14 protein-coding genes and 1 pseudogene are annotated in these 19,514 nt (G+C 43.1%); 6 read left to right on the top strand and 9 right to left on the bottom strand.

Annotated elements, in window-relative coordinates:
- Positions 1-66 precede the first annotated feature (66 nt).
- Positions 67-2,631: an alpha-glucan family phosphorylase gene (gene glgP / locus HWQ41_RS29815; RefSeq protein ID WP_292771037.1), complete on the bottom strand. Its 2,565-nt coding sequence runs from the start codon at positions 2,629-2,631 to the stop codon at positions 67-69.
- A 767-nt stretch (positions 2,632-3,398) separates the two neighbouring features.
- On the bottom strand, positions 3,399-3,722 hold the full coding sequence (locus HWQ41_RS29810) for a hypothetical protein (protein ID WP_292771035.1): 324 nt from the start codon (positions 3,720-3,722) through the stop codon (positions 3,399-3,401).
- Between the two features lie 628 nt (positions 3,723-4,350).
- Between HWQ41_RS29810 and HWQ41_RS29805 the strand changes: the two genes are divergently transcribed.
- From HWQ41_RS29805 to HWQ41_RS29790, 4 genes are all read left to right on the top strand, one after another.
- Positions 4,351-4,479 (top strand): hypothetical protein, encoded by a 129-nt coding sequence (locus HWQ41_RS29805; RefSeq protein ID WP_256091202.1) that lies wholly within the window; start codon positions 4,351-4,353, stop codon positions 4,477-4,479.
- Positions 4,480-5,326: 847 nt separating this feature from the next.
- Positions 5,327-6,025: an acyltransferase gene (locus HWQ41_RS29800; RefSeq protein ID WP_292771033.1), complete on the top strand. Its 699-nt coding sequence runs from the start codon at positions 5,327-5,329 to the stop codon at positions 6,023-6,025.
- A gap of 352 nt (positions 6,026-6,377) precedes the next feature.
- Positions 6,378-6,494, top strand: coding sequence for a photosystem II reaction center protein I (locus tag HWQ41_RS29795; RefSeq protein WP_292771096.1), 117 nt, complete (start codon positions 6,378-6,380; stop codon positions 6,492-6,494).
- Positions 6,495-6,691: 197 nt separating this feature from the next.
- Positions 6,692-9,577 carry a DUF3769 domain-containing protein gene (locus tag HWQ41_RS29790; protein ID WP_292771031.1) on the top strand — a complete coding sequence of 962 codons (2,886 nt, stop codon included), beginning with the start codon at positions 6,692-6,694 and terminating at the stop codon, positions 9,575-9,577.
- Between the two features lie 11 nt (positions 9,578-9,588).
- Here the strand turns inward: HWQ41_RS29790 and HWQ41_RS29785 are convergent, their stop codons facing one another.
- From HWQ41_RS29785 to murJ, 3 genes are all read right to left on the bottom strand, one after another.
- Complete coding sequence (locus HWQ41_RS29785) at positions 9,589-9,894, bottom strand: hypothetical protein (protein WP_292771029.1); 306 nt, start codon at positions 9,892-9,894, stop codon at positions 9,589-9,591.
- 321 nt (positions 9,895-10,215) lie between these two features.
- Positions 10,216-10,728, bottom strand: a complete 513-nt coding sequence (locus tag HWQ41_RS29780; RefSeq protein ID WP_292771027.1) for an outer membrane beta-barrel protein — start codon at positions 10,726-10,728, stop codon at positions 10,216-10,218.
- 153 nt (positions 10,729-10,881) lie between these two features.
- Complete coding sequence (murJ, locus tag HWQ41_RS29775) at positions 10,882-12,486, bottom strand: murein biosynthesis integral membrane protein MurJ (protein WP_292771025.1); 1,605 nt, start codon at positions 12,484-12,486, stop codon at positions 10,882-10,884.
- Between the two features lie 676 nt (positions 12,487-13,162).
- Between murJ and HWQ41_RS29770 the strand changes: the two genes are divergently transcribed.
- The gene (locus HWQ41_RS29770) at positions 13,163-16,180 is read left to right on the top strand and encodes a GAF domain-containing protein (protein ID WP_292771023.1); all 3,018 of its coding nucleotides are present in this window, start codon (positions 13,163-13,165) and stop codon (positions 16,178-16,180) included.
- A 184-nt stretch (positions 16,181-16,364) separates the two neighbouring features.
- Here HWQ41_RS29770 and cas6 read toward each other — a convergent pair whose 3' ends face one another.
- Positions 16,365-17,222, bottom strand: coding sequence for a CRISPR-associated endoribonuclease Cas6 (gene cas6, locus HWQ41_RS29765; RefSeq protein ID WP_292771021.1), 858 nt, complete (start codon positions 17,220-17,222; stop codon positions 16,365-16,367).
- Entirely contained in the window at positions 17,212-17,832 is a 621-nt protein-coding gene (locus HWQ41_RS29760; protein WP_292771019.1) for a 2OG-Fe(II) oxygenase, read from the bottom strand. Before HWQ41_RS29760 ends, cas6 begins: the two co-directional genes overlap by 11 nt.
- Positions 17,833-18,298: 466 nt before the next feature.
- On the opposite strand from HWQ41_RS29760, the gene HWQ41_RS29755 reads away from it, so the two are divergent.
- Positions 18,299-18,709, top strand: coding sequence for a hypothetical protein (locus HWQ41_RS29755; protein ID WP_292771017.1), 411 nt, complete (start codon positions 18,299-18,301; stop codon positions 18,707-18,709).
- 39 nt (positions 18,710-18,748) lie between these two features.
- Here HWQ41_RS29755 and cas5d read toward each other — a convergent pair.
- Positions 18,749-19,168, bottom strand: a pseudogene (gene cas5d / locus HWQ41_RS29750) (type I-D CRISPR-associated protein Cas5/Csc1); the annotation flags it as partial.
- The gene (locus HWQ41_RS29745; RefSeq protein WP_292771109.1) at positions 19,110-19,295 is read right to left on the bottom strand and encodes a hypothetical protein; all 186 of its coding nucleotides are present in this window, start codon (positions 19,293-19,295) and stop codon (positions 19,110-19,112) included. The pseudogene cas5d and the gene HWQ41_RS29745, both read right to left, overlap by 59 nt.
- Positions 19,296-19,514: the final 219 nt, after the last annotated feature.

The raw sequence follows: 19,514 nt of genomic DNA, 5'->3' as shown, positions 1-19,514 counted from the left end.
AAAGGGCGTTGCTAAACTTAAATCAGCAACGCCTAGTATTGAGTATTCAAAAATTACTCAGCATTCTTATTCTGCCCAAGCAATTAACCTTGGTTCATAAGGATTAGCCAGATTTTTATTTTTCGGCAATACACGCAAAGACAAGCCTTGCAAACCAGAAGCGGTATAGGTGATATTACCCGTGTAAATACTCAATTGCTGTGCATCCTCCCCTTGGTAATCCATCACTACTGGCACAGCGTTGACAATCTCACCATTGGCATCGATCGCACCTTGATATAACTCTACCTGCACATCATTATTTGTCAAAGTTGCTAAGTCAACCTTGGCTTTAACAGCAACGGTTTGGTTAACCTCAATGTCCGAAACTGCGGATACGTCAATATCTTTGATTCTAATGTTGAACCAGTGTTCGCCCAGTTTTGCTTTCCAAGCAGCTAGTTCTTTAGCTGGGGCATAGTTATCAACAGTCAGGGTATGATAGCGATCGCTAGCTGGGAAATAAGCTCGTCCGGCATATTCTCCTACCATCCGCGCTGTATTAAAGAAGGGACAATTCAACCGAATAGCATCCTTCATTTTGGCAACCCACGGACGGGGTAAGCCATCACTATCCCGATGTTCATAAAATAGTGGTACAACTTCCTTTTCTAACAACTCGTAGAGAGCATTTGCTTCTACTTCATCTTGGTAGTTAGGATCGTCGTAATTTTCTCCATGTCCAATTGCCCAGCCCGTGCGGACATAATCCGCTTCATCCCACCAGCCATCTAGTACACTTAAATTCGGCAATCCATTCATTGCTGCTTTCATACCACTGGTACCAGAGGCTTCCCGTGGACGACGCGGTGTGTTTAACCAGATATCGCAACCTGCAACCATCAACCGGGAGATGTGAATGTCGTAATTGGGAACAAACACTACCTGTTTTTCTAAATGTTGTTCGCGGATAAAGTGATTGATATCGCGGATGAGTTCTTTACCGGGAATATCCTTGGGATGTGCTTTACCAGCAATCACGAATTGCACTTTCCGGTCTTTGTTGCCCAGCAAAAGCCGTTTAATGCGTTCCAAATCCCGCATCCAGAGGGTGGCGCGTTTGTAGGTGGCAAAGCGACGGGCAAAGCCAATGGTGAAAGCGTAAGGATCTAAAACTTCTTGTGCCTGGACAATTTCTGAGGCGGAAGCGCCGCGATCGCGCAAATGCTTGACCAAATGCTCTCGCACATACAAAACCATATCTAAGCGACAGCGTTCGTGATTACGCCACAACTCCTCATCGGGTATGGACTCCATCCGCTCCCACAATGGGCTATCTGGTGGTGCTGATGACCAATTTGGCCCCAAGTAGCGATCGTACAATTCTTGAGTCGATTTTGCAACACAACTCCGAGCATGGACACCGTTGGTAATTGCGGCGATCGGCACTTCCTCTACTGGCACCTTCTTCCACAAGCCCTGGAACATTTGCCGTGACACTACACCATGCAGTTGGGCGACACCGTTAGAAAATGTTGCCATCTTCAGCGCTAGCACCGCCATACTGAAAGGCCCAGATAAATCGCCTGTATTCTCGCGCCCCAGTCCTAAAAATTGCTCTTTGGGCAACCCAAATATCTCTGCATAGTACCCCAGGTAGTACAACATTTTGTCGGGAGCGAACAAGTCAATTCCCGCTGGTACTGGTGTGTGAGTGGTAAAGATATTGCTGGAAGCCACCACCTGTCTAGCTTGGGCATAATTCAGTCCCTCTTCCTGAATCAGCAAGCGGATGCGCTCTAAGGCAGAGAAGGCGGCGTGACCTTCATTCATATGGTAGGCTGTGACTTTCAGCCCCAAGGCTTTGAGCATTTGCACACCACCGATCCCCAGCATGATTTCCTGGTGGATACGCATATCGATGTCGCCACCATACAGCTGATCTGTGATGTCGTGATCGTAAGTAATGTTGGGTTCAATGTTGGTGTCCAGCAGATACAGGGGCACCGTTCCCACCTGTACGCGCCAAACTCTGGCATACACCTTGCGTCCGGGATAATCTACCGCAATCCGCAGTTCTGAACCATCGGCATTGCGCTCTAGATGCAAGGGCATATTGTAGAAATCGTTGTTCAGGTAGCGTTCTTGCTGCCAACCATCGGCATTGAGATACTGGGCAAAGTAGCCTTGCTGATACAGTAAACCTACACCTACAAGCGGTAGCCCCAAGTCACTGGCAGATTTGAGGTGATCCCCCGCCAAAACGCCCAAGCCCCCAGAATAGACGGGCAAACAATCTACAAGTCCAAATTCCGCCGAAAAATAGGCGTAGCATTCTTTTGGTTTCTGCTCCCGTTGTTTCTGATACCAGGTGCGCTCTTGCAAATAATCATCTAACTGACGATCAGCTCGATCCATTTGCGCTAAGAAGCCTTCATCTTCGACAACTTCCAGAAGCCGCGATTGAGAGATAGTACCCAGCATTAACACCGGGTTATGATGGCTAGACTCCCACAGGTCGGAGTCTAAGCGACGAAATAAATCTTTAGTGTCAACGTTCCAATCCCAGTGCAAGTTATATGCTAGCCGCCGCAGTGGTTCGAGTCGCGGCGGTAGTGAAGGGGATACGTTAAATGTGCGAATTGGCTGCATAGGTTGGCAAAACTCCAAGTTTAGCTATGGTTATTGTTTACTGTCTTTACCAATGTTGCCAATTCTTTATACTGTAGTTTGTGAAAAAGCGATGACTTTGTTAAGCATTGAGAATTCTTTTTAGCCTCGTTGCTAAAGTTTACACCAAGGTGTTTCTAATTCTATGCGTTAACCTCAGCCATGTACTTGGTATATTAAGATTTAATCATTTACTGTCATGTATCACTGAAAAAAAATCTAGTTTTGAATAAATAATTTATATTTATTTTAGTATTGCTTTCGGGGATCAATTCTAGTACAGCACGGACTAAATCAAGCTACCATCTCAATTAATCAGACAAGGTGCTTAAGCGACTTGTGAAACGTAGGCAAACTGACGCCACAGTGTATTAGGGGTCTTGGCTGAGGCTGAAAATTCCTCATAGCTGTTTACAAGAAAGTTAAATTTTTAATTATTTTTTAATAAAATTGCGCTGGCAAAGAAGCAGTGTGACAGATAAGACTTAGATGATTTTTCGGTTAAGGTTAGCTTAAGGTGATGCGTGAACCATAGCGTTAGCGAAGCGGTAGCAAATCTTGTCTAGGACACGCTGTTCACGTTTGAGCGTCACAGCACCTCGTAGACATCGCCTAAAATTGGATCATCTGAAAACCCTACCAAGCAGTTAACTAGAAAAGGCGATGCCTACGACGGGCTACGCCTACGCTAACTACTTGGTATTAAGTATTGACACTAAATCAGGAAAATAACTTACGAAGGTGTTATTTTATGCACCTAATGAAGGCTGATCTTTAGTATTTTTTGTCATCGTCAGAGCTACAGCTGCTGCATAAGCAATCTCCGCCGCCATTTGATAAGCAAGTTTGATACTCGATGAAGCGTCCTTGGCTTTAGGAGAGAGGGAAGCTTTTTTTCGGCGCGACTCTTGTTTGATATCACCTGCCACAATAGCTCGCTGTAAAATAATCCAGGCATCTAGGTCTTCTGAGTCATAATTACTTTGAAGCTGCGATCGCAGTTGATCTTCGGCTACAACACTCAGATAGCCGCTAGTTAGAGCTTGTTGCACAATTTCTTTAATTAAAGCCATAATTTGAACCAAGTGTGTTAGTTAAAACCGATACCTCAATTTGGCCAATTTGATGTTGTTTTGTAGATTTATCCTGGAAACTAAGCTACATTTTAGCTTTCCTTCATTAGAATTTATAATGAGTAGTGCCAAGTACGCATCACCCGCTTGGCTCACCCGAATGGGTGATTTACAAATTTTTAGATATAAGTATATGCAAAAGAGGAATATTTTGAGCTACTTTCGCTTTTTAACGAAGAGGGTGTCACAAATATAGTAGATATTATTCTGAGTTTAACGCGGAATCATAAAATTACTTGTTACTTGGACAAGCAACGGTAGAAATATAGACAAAAATGCCAATTAACCGCTTACAGCATTTTTCAAATCTCCCTCCTCAACAGATTTTATCTAAGTGTATAAAATTATTAGGGGGTAGCGTAGGCTTTGCCCAAACTAGGCATCGCTCCAGTAACAAATTTAACTGATTTCCACCATTCTCATCAACAAGCAACCTGGAAATCAACTTATTTATTGAGAGTGTTCCACTAAAAATAAAATGTGTTATCGTTAAAAACAATTGTTATTAAAAGCCATTCATGTAATTACAAACGTGAATTGGTTAGCCTGTAAATCATCCGTGTGCAACATGATTGGAGCAGCATACTCTAGAAATTCGTTGCAAGAAAGCCGTCATAGCAGTCGGGGAAGCGCTTACTTGTTTGCACCGATGGTTAACTTCAATGTGATGGCTGATGTGGGAGATAATCCACCCTAATTGGGTTTTATTTGGGCAAAAATACCCAAAAAAATCCAACAATAATTACATTGTCATGCTAGGCAGAAATTTTATCTAAACTTTGAAATAGTCTAGTTAAATGTATTTTTTGTTGCAAAATAGCTTGTGGAACTGAGTTGTTTCAAAAGACTAAAACCGCTTGAGAGAAAGTAGCCTCAAGGCAAATAACTCTGTCCCTAGTTGTGTAACAAGCTTTTAAAATTTGCCGGATAACCGAAACAGTAACCTATCTAAACCGAATGGCACTAAGTTAAGATACAGCCCTTACCCTAACTGGTTAAGAGCCTCTAGGCTGGGAACCCATCCTGGGGGGGCTGCCGCCTCCTCTTTCTTGACCAGAGGCAGAGCCTCTCGGAATACATTCCCAGTCTTAAGACTGGGAACGAGGTGACACAAGCCTTTGGGCTTTACAAGCGTGCCATTCCTATCTAAACCAGCAAATTTTCCCATCAGACAATTTAATAGTCTGAGGTTTGACGCTGCAATGCACTGAAATTGTTTTGTTAATTGTTCTGGTGAAAAAGAAGCCAAATTTTTACGTACCTATGGTACAAAAGCTTCTAGCGTCTTAACGCAATTGTGCATATCAACTGAGTTGAGTGATTCTACGCACCTAAGTTCAAGAATTGCTCACAGAGTCAAAGCCAGACTCTGGTTTTTCAACATTTGAAAAACCATCTAAGAATATTGGGAAATTTCGGTAATCCTGCCAATTTACCTTCTGTATTAATGACTACTAATACTATTGGTATTGGCAGAAGATGAGGATACAGCCAAAACAACTTTCAACACTGTCAACAACAATTGATTGAAGAGATATGTAGCTATGCATAACGAGCAAGATTTTTCCAAATTGCAGCGCGTGCAAGAACTTTTAGTAACTACTGTGTTAGGAGATATTCCGACACTTCTTATCGGGCCAAAGTTGCGTAATTTGGGATATCGTAGTATTTTTGCCCAGATAGACAGCCCAGTGTATATTCAAAATGGTGTTGAATTTTACGGTACTTCTTGTATTGAGATAGGCAGTGGAGTCTATATTTTCAAGGGTGTGCGGATGAATGCTAGAGGACACAAAAATAATAGAATTCATCTAGGAAATAGAGTCGCCATTGAGCGTAACGTTGATATCGGGTCTTTGGAAGATACATGTATATATATTGATGAAGATACCTTCATTGGCCCCAACGTGTCTATTGAGGGGCCAGGAGACATTAAAATTGGTAAACACTGCTTGATTGCTGCCCACTCAGGGATATATGCCAATAATCATAATTTTGCCGATTTGATAGAGCCGATTAAATACCAAGGTGTTACTCGCAAGGGAATTGTGATTGAGGATGACTGTTGGCTAGGACATGGAGTAACAGTATTAGATGGCGTTACTATCGGCAAAGGCAGTGTTATTGGTGCAGGAGCAGTTGTCAATAGAGATATTCCTCCTTTCTCCGTTGCTGTAGGCATACCTGCACGAGTAATCAAAAACCGAATTGGCAAAGACCTAGCTAGCAAAACTTCAATCTGAGAAATAAGGCATTGGGCATTGGGAATTGGGCATAATAACTATCCCCTGTAACCTGTAACTTGTTCCCTTTTTTGGGAAACCTTTGCCGTTAGTCAACGTCACAAGTCACAAGAGTAACCAGTCTCTGAGTTATTTCTTAAGGGCATCTAAAAGTCAGACAACTGACACCTTGCACCATTCTCAATAACCGTAGGATAGGCACTGCCAGTCCCCAGTCCCCAATTCCTAGTCCCAAGTCCCCAGAGTCCTCTAAAAAAGGGACGAGATTTGGGTAATATAAAGGAGCTATCTTTTCTGCATGGCAGATCCTGAAAGAAAAGCTCTCTTTGTCTTACCCGTTGGAGATATTTCTATGCTGACTTTAAAAATCGCTGTTTATATTGTTGTTGCCTTCTTCGCCACTCTCTTCGTCTTCGGATTTTTGTCGAACGATCCCGCTCGTAACCCCGGCCGTCGGGACTTAGAGTAAAAGGACGATAAATCATCCGCGACTTTAGAAGGCGGAAGATACTAAACGCCACGGAAACTTACTAAACTTTCGCCTAGTAAGTTTCCTCCTCCAAGTGGCTTGCTGCCGGTAGCAGAAGGCGACAGTCGGAAGGCAAAATGTATTATTTATCCTTCCGCCCGTCATTTGGCTGTTTGTTAGCCCGATTTTGCTCAAATATGCTTCATCCAGTTCTGCCGCCCGATCCGCCTCCTATCCTGGAACCTTTACAACCTGTAAATCCCGCCTCATCTGCTAGTCATACAAAGTTTCTTTCCCTTGTTGAGACTGGAATACACGAAAAGACAGACAAATCCAAGCAGCCCAAGGCTTTGGCTCAGTTGGCAATTGCGGGTAACACCAAAAGTCATCCTTTATTGCTAACTCCTTCCAACTTAACTCAGAATGACTTGCTAGTTGCCGAAACTCCCTCTGTACCTTATTCACCAGAAAGCTTCCCACCAGAAACTTCCCCACTCATCGGTTCTGGAACTGCTGCGCTTTTGGGGCAGCCGCTGGTCGTTGGTTATCCCACGTATGAGGTTAAAACCTCTAATCGCCAATATCAAGAAGACATAAAGACAAGTCCGAGCGTCGCCGTCCGACGCTCGGAACTTCTCCTAATGTCGGCGCTGCACAAACGGGAGACGCAAAGAGAAGCCACTGCGTTGCCAAGAAAAGTTGTAGCTGAGGCTTCCGATCTAGACGCAAAAGGTGAACCTTCTCAAAAACTCGGTCAGCGATTGCCAGATCCAAACTCTAGTGGTGAAGAAAAACAAACCTTTTTGGACTTTGGTAGCTTTAGCTATACAGTTTCCCCAAATCCCCTTGTCGCTCAATCTCCGCGTCCTCTTCAAATTGCCCCAAGTACCACAAATAGCCACAAGTTAGTCGAGTCCAAGGCGGAAATTTTAGCTGAGAAGTTAACTCAACAAAAACAGCAAAGTGATATTACTGCACAACAGTTTCCAAGAGCAGACAATATCTCTGTATCTGCTGCTGATCTTGCACCGAGTTCTCAATCAGTACAAAATTTTATAGAATTCAAGTCTCGTAACCCGACAAATCAACTCTCAACGCCCATCACTGTAGAATTCAATTCCCAAACCCAGCAACAAACTCAAGCACTAACCCCTACACCAAAGGTAAATTCTACTAATCAACCACAAGTTCAACCATCTGGTACAACTGCGCCAGCCACCACCCCGCCAGCCGGGCCGAGAATTGTGGAAGTCACTTCCGATCGGCAAGAGTATGACGAGCAACGGCGAATTATTACAGCTGTTGGTAATGTAGTTGTGCGATTTGATGGGGCAGTGGTGGATGCCGATCGCCTGCAAGTCAATTTGGACAATTTGATCGCTGCGGGAGAAGGCAACGTCACTTTAACACGGGGCGATCAGATACTGCGTGGACAACGCTTTACCTATAACTTTGTTCAAGATAGTGGGGAACTGGAAAATGGTAGAGGAGAAATTTACGTACCCTCAGCACAAACAGATTTTGCTTTTTTACCCACCGGTGTAACTGCTGGTGGAGTCTCAAAACGTCCGCCAAGCGATCGCATTATAGCCAATCAGCCCCTTTCCGGTGTAAGCAGCCCTGGAGGAATTGATCTGACATTTGGTGGTCAGGCAGGCGCTACCAACATCCCGCCACCGAAATCAGGGGGTGTAGTCAATCGGCTCAGGTTTGAAGCTGAACACATTGACTTCTATCCGCAAGGCTGGCAAGCAAGCGATGTCCGCATCACCAATGATCCTTTTTCGCCCCCAGAACTAGAATTACGCGCAAATAAAGTAACTCTAACGCGAGAGACACCCTTGGTAGACCGCATCAGGACACAGGGACAGCGTTTGGTATTGGATCAAACATTGTCTTTACCAATTCCGGTGGATGAGCATACTATTGACCGCCGAGAGCGGGACGTTACACCCTTTCTAGTCTCTCCCGGCTATGATGGAACTGATCGGGGTGGTTTCTATGTTGAGCGTGCCTTTCCAGTGATCAATACAGACCAGACTCGCTGGACGATCACGCCCCAGTTATTAGTACAGAGAGCTGTGCAAGATGGCACGAGTGACTTAGGCGCACTGTTTGGTGTGAAGACAAGGATAAATTCGGTTTTGAGTCCACGGACAACATTTCAGGGGACTGGGCAGTTAACCAGTCTTGACTTGAGCCAGGTGGAAAACAATTTGCGGGCGAATTTTGCGTTGCGCCAGACATTAGGCGATCGCCTTCCCTACATCTTTAATCTGCAATATAACTACCGCGATCGCCTCTACAACGGTAGCCTCGGCTTTCAAACTGTCCAGAGCAGTTTTGGCGGCATTATTACCTCTCCTGTGATTCCTCTAGGAAAAAGTGGCATCAACCTCACCTATCAGGCAAGTGCTCAGTATATCGATGCCAACACCGATCGCCAAGACTTACTAAAACCGCAGCGTAAAAATGATCGCATCTCATTAAGTCGTTTACAAGGCAGCGCTACCGTCAGTCGTGGGCTGTTACTGTGGCAGGGAAAACCATTACCACCCACTGCCAGTCAGGGATTACGATACACGGCTAAACCTGTAGTTCCTTACTTGCTAGCGATCGCTGCCATCACAGGTACTAGCAGTTATTATAGCGATGGTGATAACCAAAGCACCTTAACTGGTACAATTGGCTTACAAGGTCAAATTGGTCATTCTTCTCGACCTTTTTTCGACTATACCGCCTTTAATGTTAGTTACTCCCAAGGCTTAAATAACGGATTATCACCCTTTTTGTTTGATCGCTCCGTTGATAACAAAGTGTTGAGCGCTGGGATATCACAGCAAATCTACGGCCCTTTTCGCTTAGGCTTCCAAACATCCGTTAACTTAGATACTGGTGTACAAACTAGCACCGACTACATTTTGGAATATAGCCGTCGCAGCTATGGCATCACCTTGCGTTACAATCCGGTGCTGGAGTTAGGCGGCTTCACCATCCGAATTAGTGATTTTAACTGGGGTGGCGGCACTGATCCATTTTCGGAAATTAAGCCAGTAGTAAACGGCGTGCAACAGGAGAATTAGTCAAACAGTTATCAGTGATCAAAGGAATCACTCTCACGCCTGGGAAACTTCACCGCCCTAGCTTCCGAATAGGTTGATGCACCACCAGGTATTCTCAACTTGGCATAGTCGCCGCTGAGTTGAACACTTGACGGTGGTTGGTGTAGGGTTGCACAGCATCTTTGCACTGCGGCTTGGTACTCTCGCCATTGCTTACGGATTGCTATACTTGCAGCATCGTTACCTAAGTCTGAAAATCTTAGCCCCGCTCGAATCAGCCAAGATTCCACGTCAGTTGTTTCACCAATTATTTCTAGAATGGGATTAATCTTTTCCATGAGTAATATCTTTTACGCATATTCAAAATTGGTCATTTCACTTTAAGAGAAACTACTGAATAATAGCCAATATAATTGTTTATCAAAATCATAAATAAAAATGATTAAAAAAAGAGTTCATATCTGAGTATGGATACTCAGATATGACAGAATGAATTATGATTACGGCTCTCGTTTGGATGCAATACGCGGTAGGGGGACAGCAATGCTGTCCCCCTACTACGAATGGTCTATATTCTATGCAATTGAGAACCGCTATATTACGGCTGGCAAACATCATTGCTTTAGCTTGCGAATAAGCTGTTTTCTAGCTCGTAATCACTAGAAGCGATAGCCTAATCCAGCTTGGAAGCTGAGGGCATCAGCATCACTATTTCTGTAAGCATCAATACCCCATTTAGTATCGCCATAGGCAATGACATTGTTGCTAACTTCTGATTCAATACCAAGGGTGACTACAGGTGCATTCTGATTGCCCAATGGGGTTTTTTGACCTTCGTCAGTTACAAAAGAATAACCACCACCGAAGTAAACGTTAGTATTTTTGGCGATGGGCGCATCGTAAGTCACTATGGGCATAATTGCGGCAGCATCACCACCATACAGCACAGAACCCCGCACTGAAAAAGGTGTTTTGGGAACGGCGTATCGTCCTTGAATATTGCCACCAACTTGTGCTTCATCGTTTCCTTGTCCGCCACTGGTTGCACCAACCGCAATCCCAGCACCGATGTAATTGCCGTTTGTACCGGCTGTTTGAGCAGAAGCAATTCCCGCCGAAAGGACAATGGAAGCAACAGCAAGTACAGAGGCAGCTAATTTTGTAAATTTCATAAGATTATTCTCACTAGAGTTAAGTAAAATTAATGTTCTCTAGTACTAGAATCTCTTTTTTTACAAAATGTAACCTCGCACAGCTGGTTCACCCTACTGGCTGAATTATTGTTCACCCACTTGGGTGTACCAACTGAAATATTCAAATGGCACTTATTTCTTCAAAAAGCGCTGACGTAGACGAAATATAAATATATTCACCTCTGGTATTTTCATCAATGAAGCGATCGCAGCAAACACCGCAATCCCCACGAAGCCAGATACACACAACTGGAACACCAGAATCAGTAAACCCGTGTTACCTAAGAATTGTTGAGAAGCAACCAATGTCCCATAGCTTGCTACCCCAGCTACCACGCTACCCGCAGTCAAACCCAAAATTGGCAAACTCCACTCACGCCAAGGTAAACCATTAAGTTTGCGATCGAGCAACCATAACAGCATTAACATTGAGCTGCAATTTACACCCACTGTTGCCAACACCAAACCGGGAGCGCCAAAAGGTTTAACGAAAAACCAATCTAATAAGATATTGAGCAAGATGTTAAAAATACTGATACGAAAAGGTGTCTGTCCATCGCCTAAAGCATAAAATACCCGCACCAAAACATCACGTCCCAAATAGACAAACATCCCAATTCCATAAGCTACTAATAATGATGAAACTAGCTGTGTGGCTTCTGGCTTGAAAGCACCGCGCTCATATACCACCTGCACAATGGGTACTGATAGCGCCACCATCAGCGCCCCTAGCGGTAGCATGGTGAAGGCAGTGAGTAGCAGTCCTTGGCGAATGCGTAATTTTAGCTCTGGCCAATTTTCGGGGCCGGCAAGTTTGGCAAATATTGGTAATAGGGGCAGTAAAATGATATTAGAAATAATCCCTAAAGGAGTTTGGACTAATAGATTGGCATAGTTAAATCCTGCCGCCGCACCAGGGATAGGACTGGCAAAATAAAGGTCAGTGGCAACATTAATTGGCATCATTCCAGAGGAAACTGTTGCCGGAGTCATGATTTTAATGACTTCTTGAACGCCAGGGGATTTAAACTCAAACCGCAGGCGTAATGTGCCTAATCCTAACCGCCACTGGACAATTAGCTGCACTAACCACTGGAGAATTGCTCCTGCCAAGGTTCCCCAAGCTAAGACCATTCCCCCGATTAAAGCGTACTCCGGCTTAATAATGTCTTTGCCCAGTTGCATAGCCAAAATAGCAAGACCGGCAACAACGGTAATACTGGATAATAAAGGACTAATGGAGAGTAACCAATATTGATTGGCTGTATTGAGAGTACCGAAGCCAATGCCAATTAATCCCGAAAATAAAGCCATTGGTGCCATAATGCGGAGTTGTTGAATTGCGATCGCTCTGGTTGTCGCCTCCAAGCCATGACCGACTAAATCAACGATCGCATCCGCAAAGAAAATCTGAGCAACTGTCACCAATAACAGCACTCCAGCCACCAGCGTTGTCACGGTTTCCACTAGGGGAGCCGCTTCTTCTCGCCGACGCTTGGCTAAAACGCTGACGATCGCACTGTGTAACGGCCCATTTACACCACCGAGTAATATCAATAGAAAGCCAGGGATAATATAGGCATAACTATAGGCAGTGGCAGCAGCACCAACACCAAAAGCGGCAGCGATCGCTTGCTGCCGCACTAAACCGAAGATTTTACTAATTAATGTGGCTGCGGCAACAATGCCAGCAATTCCAGCGAAAGAACGAGAAGGTTTTTGGTCTTGTTGTGTCACGAATAATACCCGACAACTCTTGCAGAGTGCATACTTTAAAACATTTAACCTGAAATCCCGCAGTCTGTCAGGTAAATTTTGACAAATTAGTAATTTTAAGTGCGTAGCCCGCCGCCAAGGGCAACGCCTACGCTCAAAATTAAATTCCTGAGATTGCTATGATACAGCCAATAGCAAGTTAGTTAGATAACGATTCAAAAGGGGTCAAACAAGAGGCAAAGGAGCAGAGGGGATGGGGAGCAGAGGAGAAACCCCATAAATAAATTTATTTGCTCTGAAATAAGGACACATTATTTCTCGTGCCTTGCATCTCGAAATAAATGTTTTTCTTTTGAGCATAAATGAATAATGGTGCTTTAAACCCAATGCAGGGGAGTCTAAAATCTTTCTCCTCTACTCCCCTACTCCCTTACTCCCCTGCTTCTTGGGTCAGATCGCTTTTCTGATTAGTCCCGACAAAGCTGTACTTAGTCATGTCTTCTGTTGTGTACAAGCCAAAATTATTTTTTAACCGATTACGAGGATAGATAAAGATTGGGGAACTATAAGAATAACCATCTTCTGGGAAATAGTTGAAGACTGTAAAAATTTGCAGTTTGTCAGATTTTTGACACCTTTTAACCCCATAAAGTTTGGTATGAGGAACCCTTGTATAAAAACGAGATAATCCAGAGCAATGGAACCCAATTCAAATTTCACGGAAAATCAACTTCTCTTGTCAAGCGCTCAACTTCAAGAGCAACTAGAGCAACAAAAGGCTCTGGCAAGTGCAATTGTGCGAATTCGGAAGTCTCTTGACTTAGAAACAATTTTTCAAACTACCGTTACACAAGTGCGTCAGTTGCTAAATGCTGACCGAGTAGCAGTCTTCCAGTTTGACCTAGAAAAAGATTGGGAAGGAGAATTTGTTTCTGAGGATGTTGCACTTGGCTGGGACTCAGCAATGGCACTAAAAGTTTACGACCACTGCTTTGGAGAACAATTTGCTTCCAGTTATCAACAAGGTCGAGTGCAAGCAGTAGCAGATATTTACAAGGCGGGACTTAGTGATTGTCATGTGGAAATTTTGAGTAAATTTCAGGTACAGGCCAACCTCGTTGTCCCTCTATTACAGGAGAAGGAACTGTGGGGATTGCTTTGTATTCATCAGTGCAGTCAGGCTCGTGACTGGAAAGAATCGGAAATTGAATTTATTCGTCAAATTGCTGACCATCTTTCCGTTGCGATTCAACAAGCGAAGCACCTCCACCAAGTTCAATCCCAAGCCGCAAAATTGGCTCAAGCGACTCAACGCGACCAAGTAATTGCTCAGATTGTCGATGAAATTCGCTCACGCCTTGATATTGAAGCCATCTTTAAAACCACAACTCAAGAAATACGCAAGCTGCTGCAAGCCGATCGAGTTGCCATCTTTAGCTTCAATCCAGATTGGAGTGGTAACTTTGTTGCTGAATCATTTGCGTCAGGCTGGACTCCCTTAGTTGGCGTTCAGCCGACGATTTTTGATACTTATTTACAACACACGCAAGGCGGACGTTACGTTGACAACCAGACATTTGCAGTTAATGACATTTATCAAGCTGGATTAACAGACTGCCATATAACGCTGTTGGAGCAATTCCAGGCAAAAGCTTTTGCAACTGCCCCGATTCTCCAGGGAGATCAACTTTGGGGAATCATCGCTGCCTACCAAAATACTTTACCCAGACAGTGGCAATCTTATGAAGTCGAATCATTGACCAAAATCGGCACACAAATTGGTGTGGCCCTGCAACACTATAAGTTGCTGGCAGACGCTCAGTACCAAGCAGAGCAACAAAAGACATTAACTAGCGTGATTACTCGAATTCGGGAGTCTCTAGATTTAGATACAATCTTGCAGACTACTGTCATCGAGGCACGGCAAATACTGCAAGCAGACCGAGTGGCAGTCTTTCGTTTTGACCCTCAAAAAGATTGGGAAGGAGAATTTATTTGTGAGGATTTTGTACCTGAATGTAACTCGGTAATGGCAGAAAAAGTTTATGACTATTGCTTCGGTCAAAACTTTGCAACCCTTTACGCACAAGGTCGAGTAAATGCGATCGCTGATATTTATCAAGAAAACTTTTCAGGTTGCTATATCCAAATCCTAGAAAAATTTCAAGTGCGTGCAAATATGATCGCACCTCTATTGAAAAAAGGTGAACTTTGGGGATTGCTGTGTATTCACCAATGTAACGCTCCTCGTTACTGGCAACCATCTGAAATTGAATTTACCAGTCAAATAGCCGAGCAATTGGGAGTCGCGTTAAAACAGGATTCTTATTTAAAGCAAGTTCAAATGCAAGTTGTCCAGTTAGCAGAAGCCACTGAACGGCAGAAAGCAATGGAACGGCAAGAATTGCTGGCTACAACCATTGATAAAATCCGCCAGTCACTCGATATTAAAACTATTTTTATAACTACTACTCAAGCTGTGCGAGAGTTGCTGGAAGTCGAGCGAGTTGCAATCTACCGCTTCAACCCAGATTGGAGCGGGAAATTTGTGGCAGATTCCTTTAAAGATGGTTGGAAACCTGTTGTAAAAGCCCAACCAATGATTAGAGAAACTTTTGAAGACACAGACGACAATAACGAACTTCCGCGTCACGAAACCTTTGTTCCGATTCGGGAAGGCGAAAAATTATGGGGATTATTAGTTGCTTATCAAAATTCGCAACCGCGTTATTGGAAAGAGGAAGAAATTAATTTACTGGCTCAAATAGGGGTACAATTTGGAATTGCAATTCAGCAAGCGGAATTACTCGAACAAACTAAACGTCAAGCCTTACAGCTTACTCAAGCTCTACAAGAATTAAAACAAACTCAGATCCGGTTAATTCAGGGTGAAAAAATGGCAGGTTTAGGACAACTACTTGCTGGAGTCGCGCATGAAATCAACAATCCTATCAGTTTTATTTTTGGTAATCTTATCCATTTAAATGAATATACTCAAGAACTGCTAAATGTAGTGAAAATTTACCGTCAAAACTCCTCCCTATTGCCAACTGTTCAAGAGCAAATTGACCAGACTGATTTGGACTTTCTCATGGAAGATTTACCCAAAACCCTTGAGTCAATGAAAGTAGGAACAGAGCGGATTTGTGATATTGTGCTATCACTGCGTAACTTTTCTCGTACAGATGAGGCTGAATTGAAGCCAGTAGACATTCATGAAGGCTTGGATAGTACTTTGCTGATTTTAGGGCATCGGCTCAAAAACAATAATGAACGCCCAGCTATTGAGATTATAAAAGAATATGCTACTTTAACTTTGCTCGAATGCTATCCCGCGCAATTAAATCAAGTATTTATGAATCTTTTGAGTAACAGTATTGATGCATTAGAGGAAAAGTTTAAAACTATACAGCAAAGGTATTTGAAGTTATCCCAAACGTGTCCGAAAATACCCTTGACTATCTGGATTAGTACGCAAGCCGTTAATAATCAGATTGTAATTAGAATAGCTGATAATGGTCTTGGAATTCCAGAAGAGGTGCGATCGCACATTTTTGACCCCTTCTTCACCACCAAAGCAATAGGTAAAGGTACAGGGTTAGGATTATCTATCAGTTATCAAATAATAGTTGAAAAACATCATGGTCAGATTAAATGTTCCTCTAAACCAGGAGAAGGAACAGAGTTTTTGATTGAAATTCCTAGCAGTGGTTAAAGGTGACTGATTTTCGGGAATTCTCATAATGCTATTTCACGAAATACCTGGTACAGATACACTGGTAGGGGCATACAGGTGTACGTGAAATCTACCGTCAACGCAACATTGTTGAACGTGCTATCAACCGACTTAAGCAATTTAGTCCTTAGATATTAACATTCGGTTTATAATTCCTGTCCGATTAGGGGGAATACATTCGCCGCATCATGCCCATACCCATAGTTGTTTTTCTCCCGACACCGCTATATAAAGCAAAGTCAGCTAAAGCATTAATTTGCTTAATTTGTATCGGTTGAATTTCTCCCAAAATCTTGTAATTAACTTCGCCAACAATGCCAATAAATTTGCTGCGAGAGTCAGCTAATATTTCTGTGTGAATATTGACAAAAGAAGGAAAGATGGACTCGATCGCAATGTGATTAAATTCTATGCCACTGTATTTATTCCACCGCGAAAGTAGGGAATTAAAAACAGATTCTCTGGTAGGAAGAGTACTGTCATACTGTCCTTGACGGAAGGCGGTGGGTGTGGAGAAGCTAAGGTTAATGGAGCAATTGCGTAGGCGTAGCCCGTCGTAGACATCGCTAGCTTCTTCGTATAATTGAGCGTAAGTACTGGCATTTGCCCAAGGTTGAATAGATTGGGGTGTGCCTTGAATGCTGGTAATATACAAGTCAGCGGGGCCAAGATGCCAAGGGCGATTGGGATTAAGATTTAGCCAGAGTTGGGTAAGTTTGGCAAATAGAGTGTCATCTAATAAAGAGATGCGCCACCAACAAGGTGTACCGGCGGGAATGGGTTGTTGATGTGAATATTGCAATTTAGATCCCCCTTTACCGCCCTTTAAAAGGGGAGAATTAATTTGTAGAGGGGAGAGGGTGAAAGCTTTATCAGCAGTGGAATCGTGCAAGCGATCGCCCAATGTGGTATCTACAGAACTAACAAGGGTTAAAAATAGGGCGTGGAGATGTCTACCTGTAAGATACTGTGGTGGAATAGGCGATTGAGGTAGCAAATTCAACACTAAACTATGAGGCATATTTTCTTTTTTTGGTTGTAGACTGAGTGCTTCTTGACTCTACAGTAAACTCTGGAATTTCCTGGAGTTCAGCTTCACTCAAACTATACTGTTCACAAACTAAACTTAAGCGATTTCCTGGAGTTTTCACAGCGTTAACCGAATGGGTTAAATCACCTTGAAAGTAAAGTAAAGTATTGATTTGGGGCTTAATTTGCCCAAGTTGGCGTTTGTGCGATCGCAGTACCAGTTCTCCCCCTTCCATATCTGCTGGTACTCGCACATAGAGGACGCTGACAACCGCAGGTGGTTCAATGGTTTTGGAGTAGGAACGTAAGGAGCGATCGATATGCGGATCGACGCGGGAGCCTTCTTTGAGTTGTAAAGGATTGAGGTAAAAAGCATTACAATTCGGCTGGAGGGCTAAATCTAGGTAAGGCTTGAAGTAGGGAAACTGCTGTTCTACTTGTGCTAATCCAGAACGCTGAAACACTACAGAAAATCCTTTAGTGGCGACAAAATCGCGGTTGAGGTTGTTGATAGCAAAGTAAGGACAAGCTTGGATTTCTCCCCACAAGTTGTTTAGGTAATCGTTGGGGAAGGCGTTGGGTTGTTGTTGATAGTGTTTCACAGTGAATGTGGGGAGCGTACAGAACTAACACGGGTTAAAGATTGTAGCGTAATTTGTGACTGAGGAAAAGGTTAAAAACTGTGGAGCATAGATATAGCGGTTTTTGTTTGGATGCAATACACTTTGACCTCACTTCCATTCCTCTCTCCTTTTAGGAGAGAGGCTTTGAATCTTACCCCCTTCCCTACAAGGGAAGGGGCTGGCAGGGTGGTTTCATACAAGCAGAGAAAAACTAAAACTGGGTTTCAAAGCCTCTCCCCCCGTGGGGGAGAGGAATGGAAGCGGGGTAAAAGCCATGCCACAAAACGAGGAATCAAGACTTATGTATTTTTCTTTTTTCGTATGAAACCACCCTGCCTTCTACAAGGGAAGGGGCTGGGGGTTAGGTCTGTATTTCACTCAACTGAGAACTGCTATAGTAAGATCCTTTTAAACTGAAATAAAGACTGCATAAGGAGCTAGACAGATGAGAATTGATGATTACAATGCAGCAAAGGCACTTACTAAAAAATTAAATGAGAGTTTACCAATTAAAGCATGGGCTGGAAAGGAGTTTTTGAAGACATTAAAGCAAAAAAGAGAAGACGCTGACCCAGACAGAGAGTTTGAGATTGATTTTGTTAGTTATTCAGGAGATGAAGGCGGGATTATGTGCGGACTAAAAGAGCCAAATAATCCCGAAAGTAAAGAAAAATATGTTTCTTCTATTACTCACCTAAAGATTGATCCTAATCATCCTTTAGCTGCTGAAGTGCAGGCTTACCAACGCCAGCGAATACGTAAGTTAATGTTGCAAAATTCCAGAGGTTTTAAAGCAGAGCTAATGACGCTAGAGCCGACAAAAAATAAAAACCGTAGTAAAGGTTTTGGGAAGTAATTAACTCCGAAAACGATATTCCATCCGAACTGGGATTTTTCAGTTTTGAATGCCATCAAATTGATAGTATTGCCCTCGCATTTGGACATTATGAATTAAGCTAACTGGAGGCATATTCACAACATCATAGCTAATCACTTGATTAGTGAACATCACATCTAAAGGATTTCATGGATGTGTACAAGTGAATATACCTTCAGTAATTTTATGTTTCGGTAATTGTTCAACCGTTACTTCAGCTTTACTCATCCATTTACCCAAACGAATCCACTTTTGTAGTTTGAGTTCTTTTTGGGAGATGATAAAAAACTCAAATGTACTTTCTGCTGCTATTTCCTTTGCTCTACCAAAACTAGGGATATTTTTCTGTGTTTTCTCCATTTCAACGTGGTAGTTGTTGTTAGCATACTTCCAGGTGTTGAGGATGGAAGAATGATTGAGCGATCGCGCCGGAGTAAGGAGCGTTGAGGATGAATGTTTCGTGTGATTCATCAAAAGCTGTAATTGAAAATGCCGTTTCAATTCCGGGATGATGTTCTAAATTATCAGTCGGATTCAAATGGTAGATATTCCTTAATACTTTCAACTTGAATAATCCACAATTTTACCCAAAACCGTCCCTCTCCGAGTCGGAGAGGGACAGACTTTAACTTTAGTTTAAGGCAGGGAGAGGTTCGTTCGTCGTGCAGTTACATAAGATGCACTCATGTAGCCGTTGTCTACGATCGCCTATACCCATCTACAATACGTAAGTAAGACAAATGACGTAATAACAAGGTTTCCAGACACCAATTCTAAAAATTAA

It is taken from the genome of Nostoc sp. NOS(2021) (genome assembly GCF_017115025.1).
Lineage (GTDB): Bacteria > Cyanobacteriota > Cyanobacteriia > Cyanobacteriales > Nostocaceae > Nostoc.
Note: the sequence above shows the minus strand (reverse complement) of the source record. Positions and strands in the feature narration are given on the sequence as shown.

Excerpts from the sequence above, each read along its gene's own strand:
- glgP (WP_292771037.1), bottom strand. The coding sequence starts at position 2,631 with ATGCAGCCAATTCGCACATTTAACGTATCCCCTTCACTACCGCCGCGA.
- HWQ41_RS29810 (WP_292771035.1), bottom strand. The coding sequence starts at position 3,722 with ATGGCTTTAATTAAAGAAATTGTGCAACAAGCTCTAACTAGCGGCTAT.
- HWQ41_RS29805 (WP_256091202.1), top strand. The coding sequence starts at position 4,351 with ATGATTGGAGCAGCATACTCTAGAAATTCGTTGCAAGAAAGCCGTCAT.
- HWQ41_RS29800 (WP_292771033.1), top strand. The coding sequence starts at position 5,327 with ATGCATAACGAGCAAGATTTTTCCAAATTGCAGCGCGTGCAAGAACTT.
- HWQ41_RS29795 (WP_292771096.1), top strand. The coding sequence starts at position 6,378 with ATGCTGACTTTAAAAATCGCTGTTTATATTGTTGTTGCCTTCTTCGCC.
- HWQ41_RS29790 (WP_292771031.1), top strand. The coding sequence starts at position 6,692 with ATGCTTCATCCAGTTCTGCCGCCCGATCCGCCTCCTATCCTGGAACCT.
- HWQ41_RS29785 (WP_292771029.1), bottom strand. The coding sequence starts at position 9,894 with ATGGAAAAGATTAATCCCATTCTAGAAATAATTGGTGAAACAACTGAC.
- HWQ41_RS29780 (WP_292771027.1), bottom strand. The coding sequence starts at position 10,728 with ATGAAATTTACAAAATTAGCTGCCTCTGTACTTGCTGTTGCTTCCATT.
- HWQ41_RS29770 (WP_292771023.1), top strand. The coding sequence starts at position 13,163 with ATGGAACCCAATTCAAATTTCACGGAAAATCAACTTCTCTTGTCAAGC.
- cas6 (WP_292771021.1), bottom strand. The coding sequence starts at position 17,222 with ATGCCTCATAGTTTAGTGTTGAATTTGCTACCTCAATCGCCTATTCCA.
- HWQ41_RS29755 (WP_292771017.1), top strand. The coding sequence starts at position 18,299 with ATGAGAATTGATGATTACAATGCAGCAAAGGCACTTACTAAAAAATTA.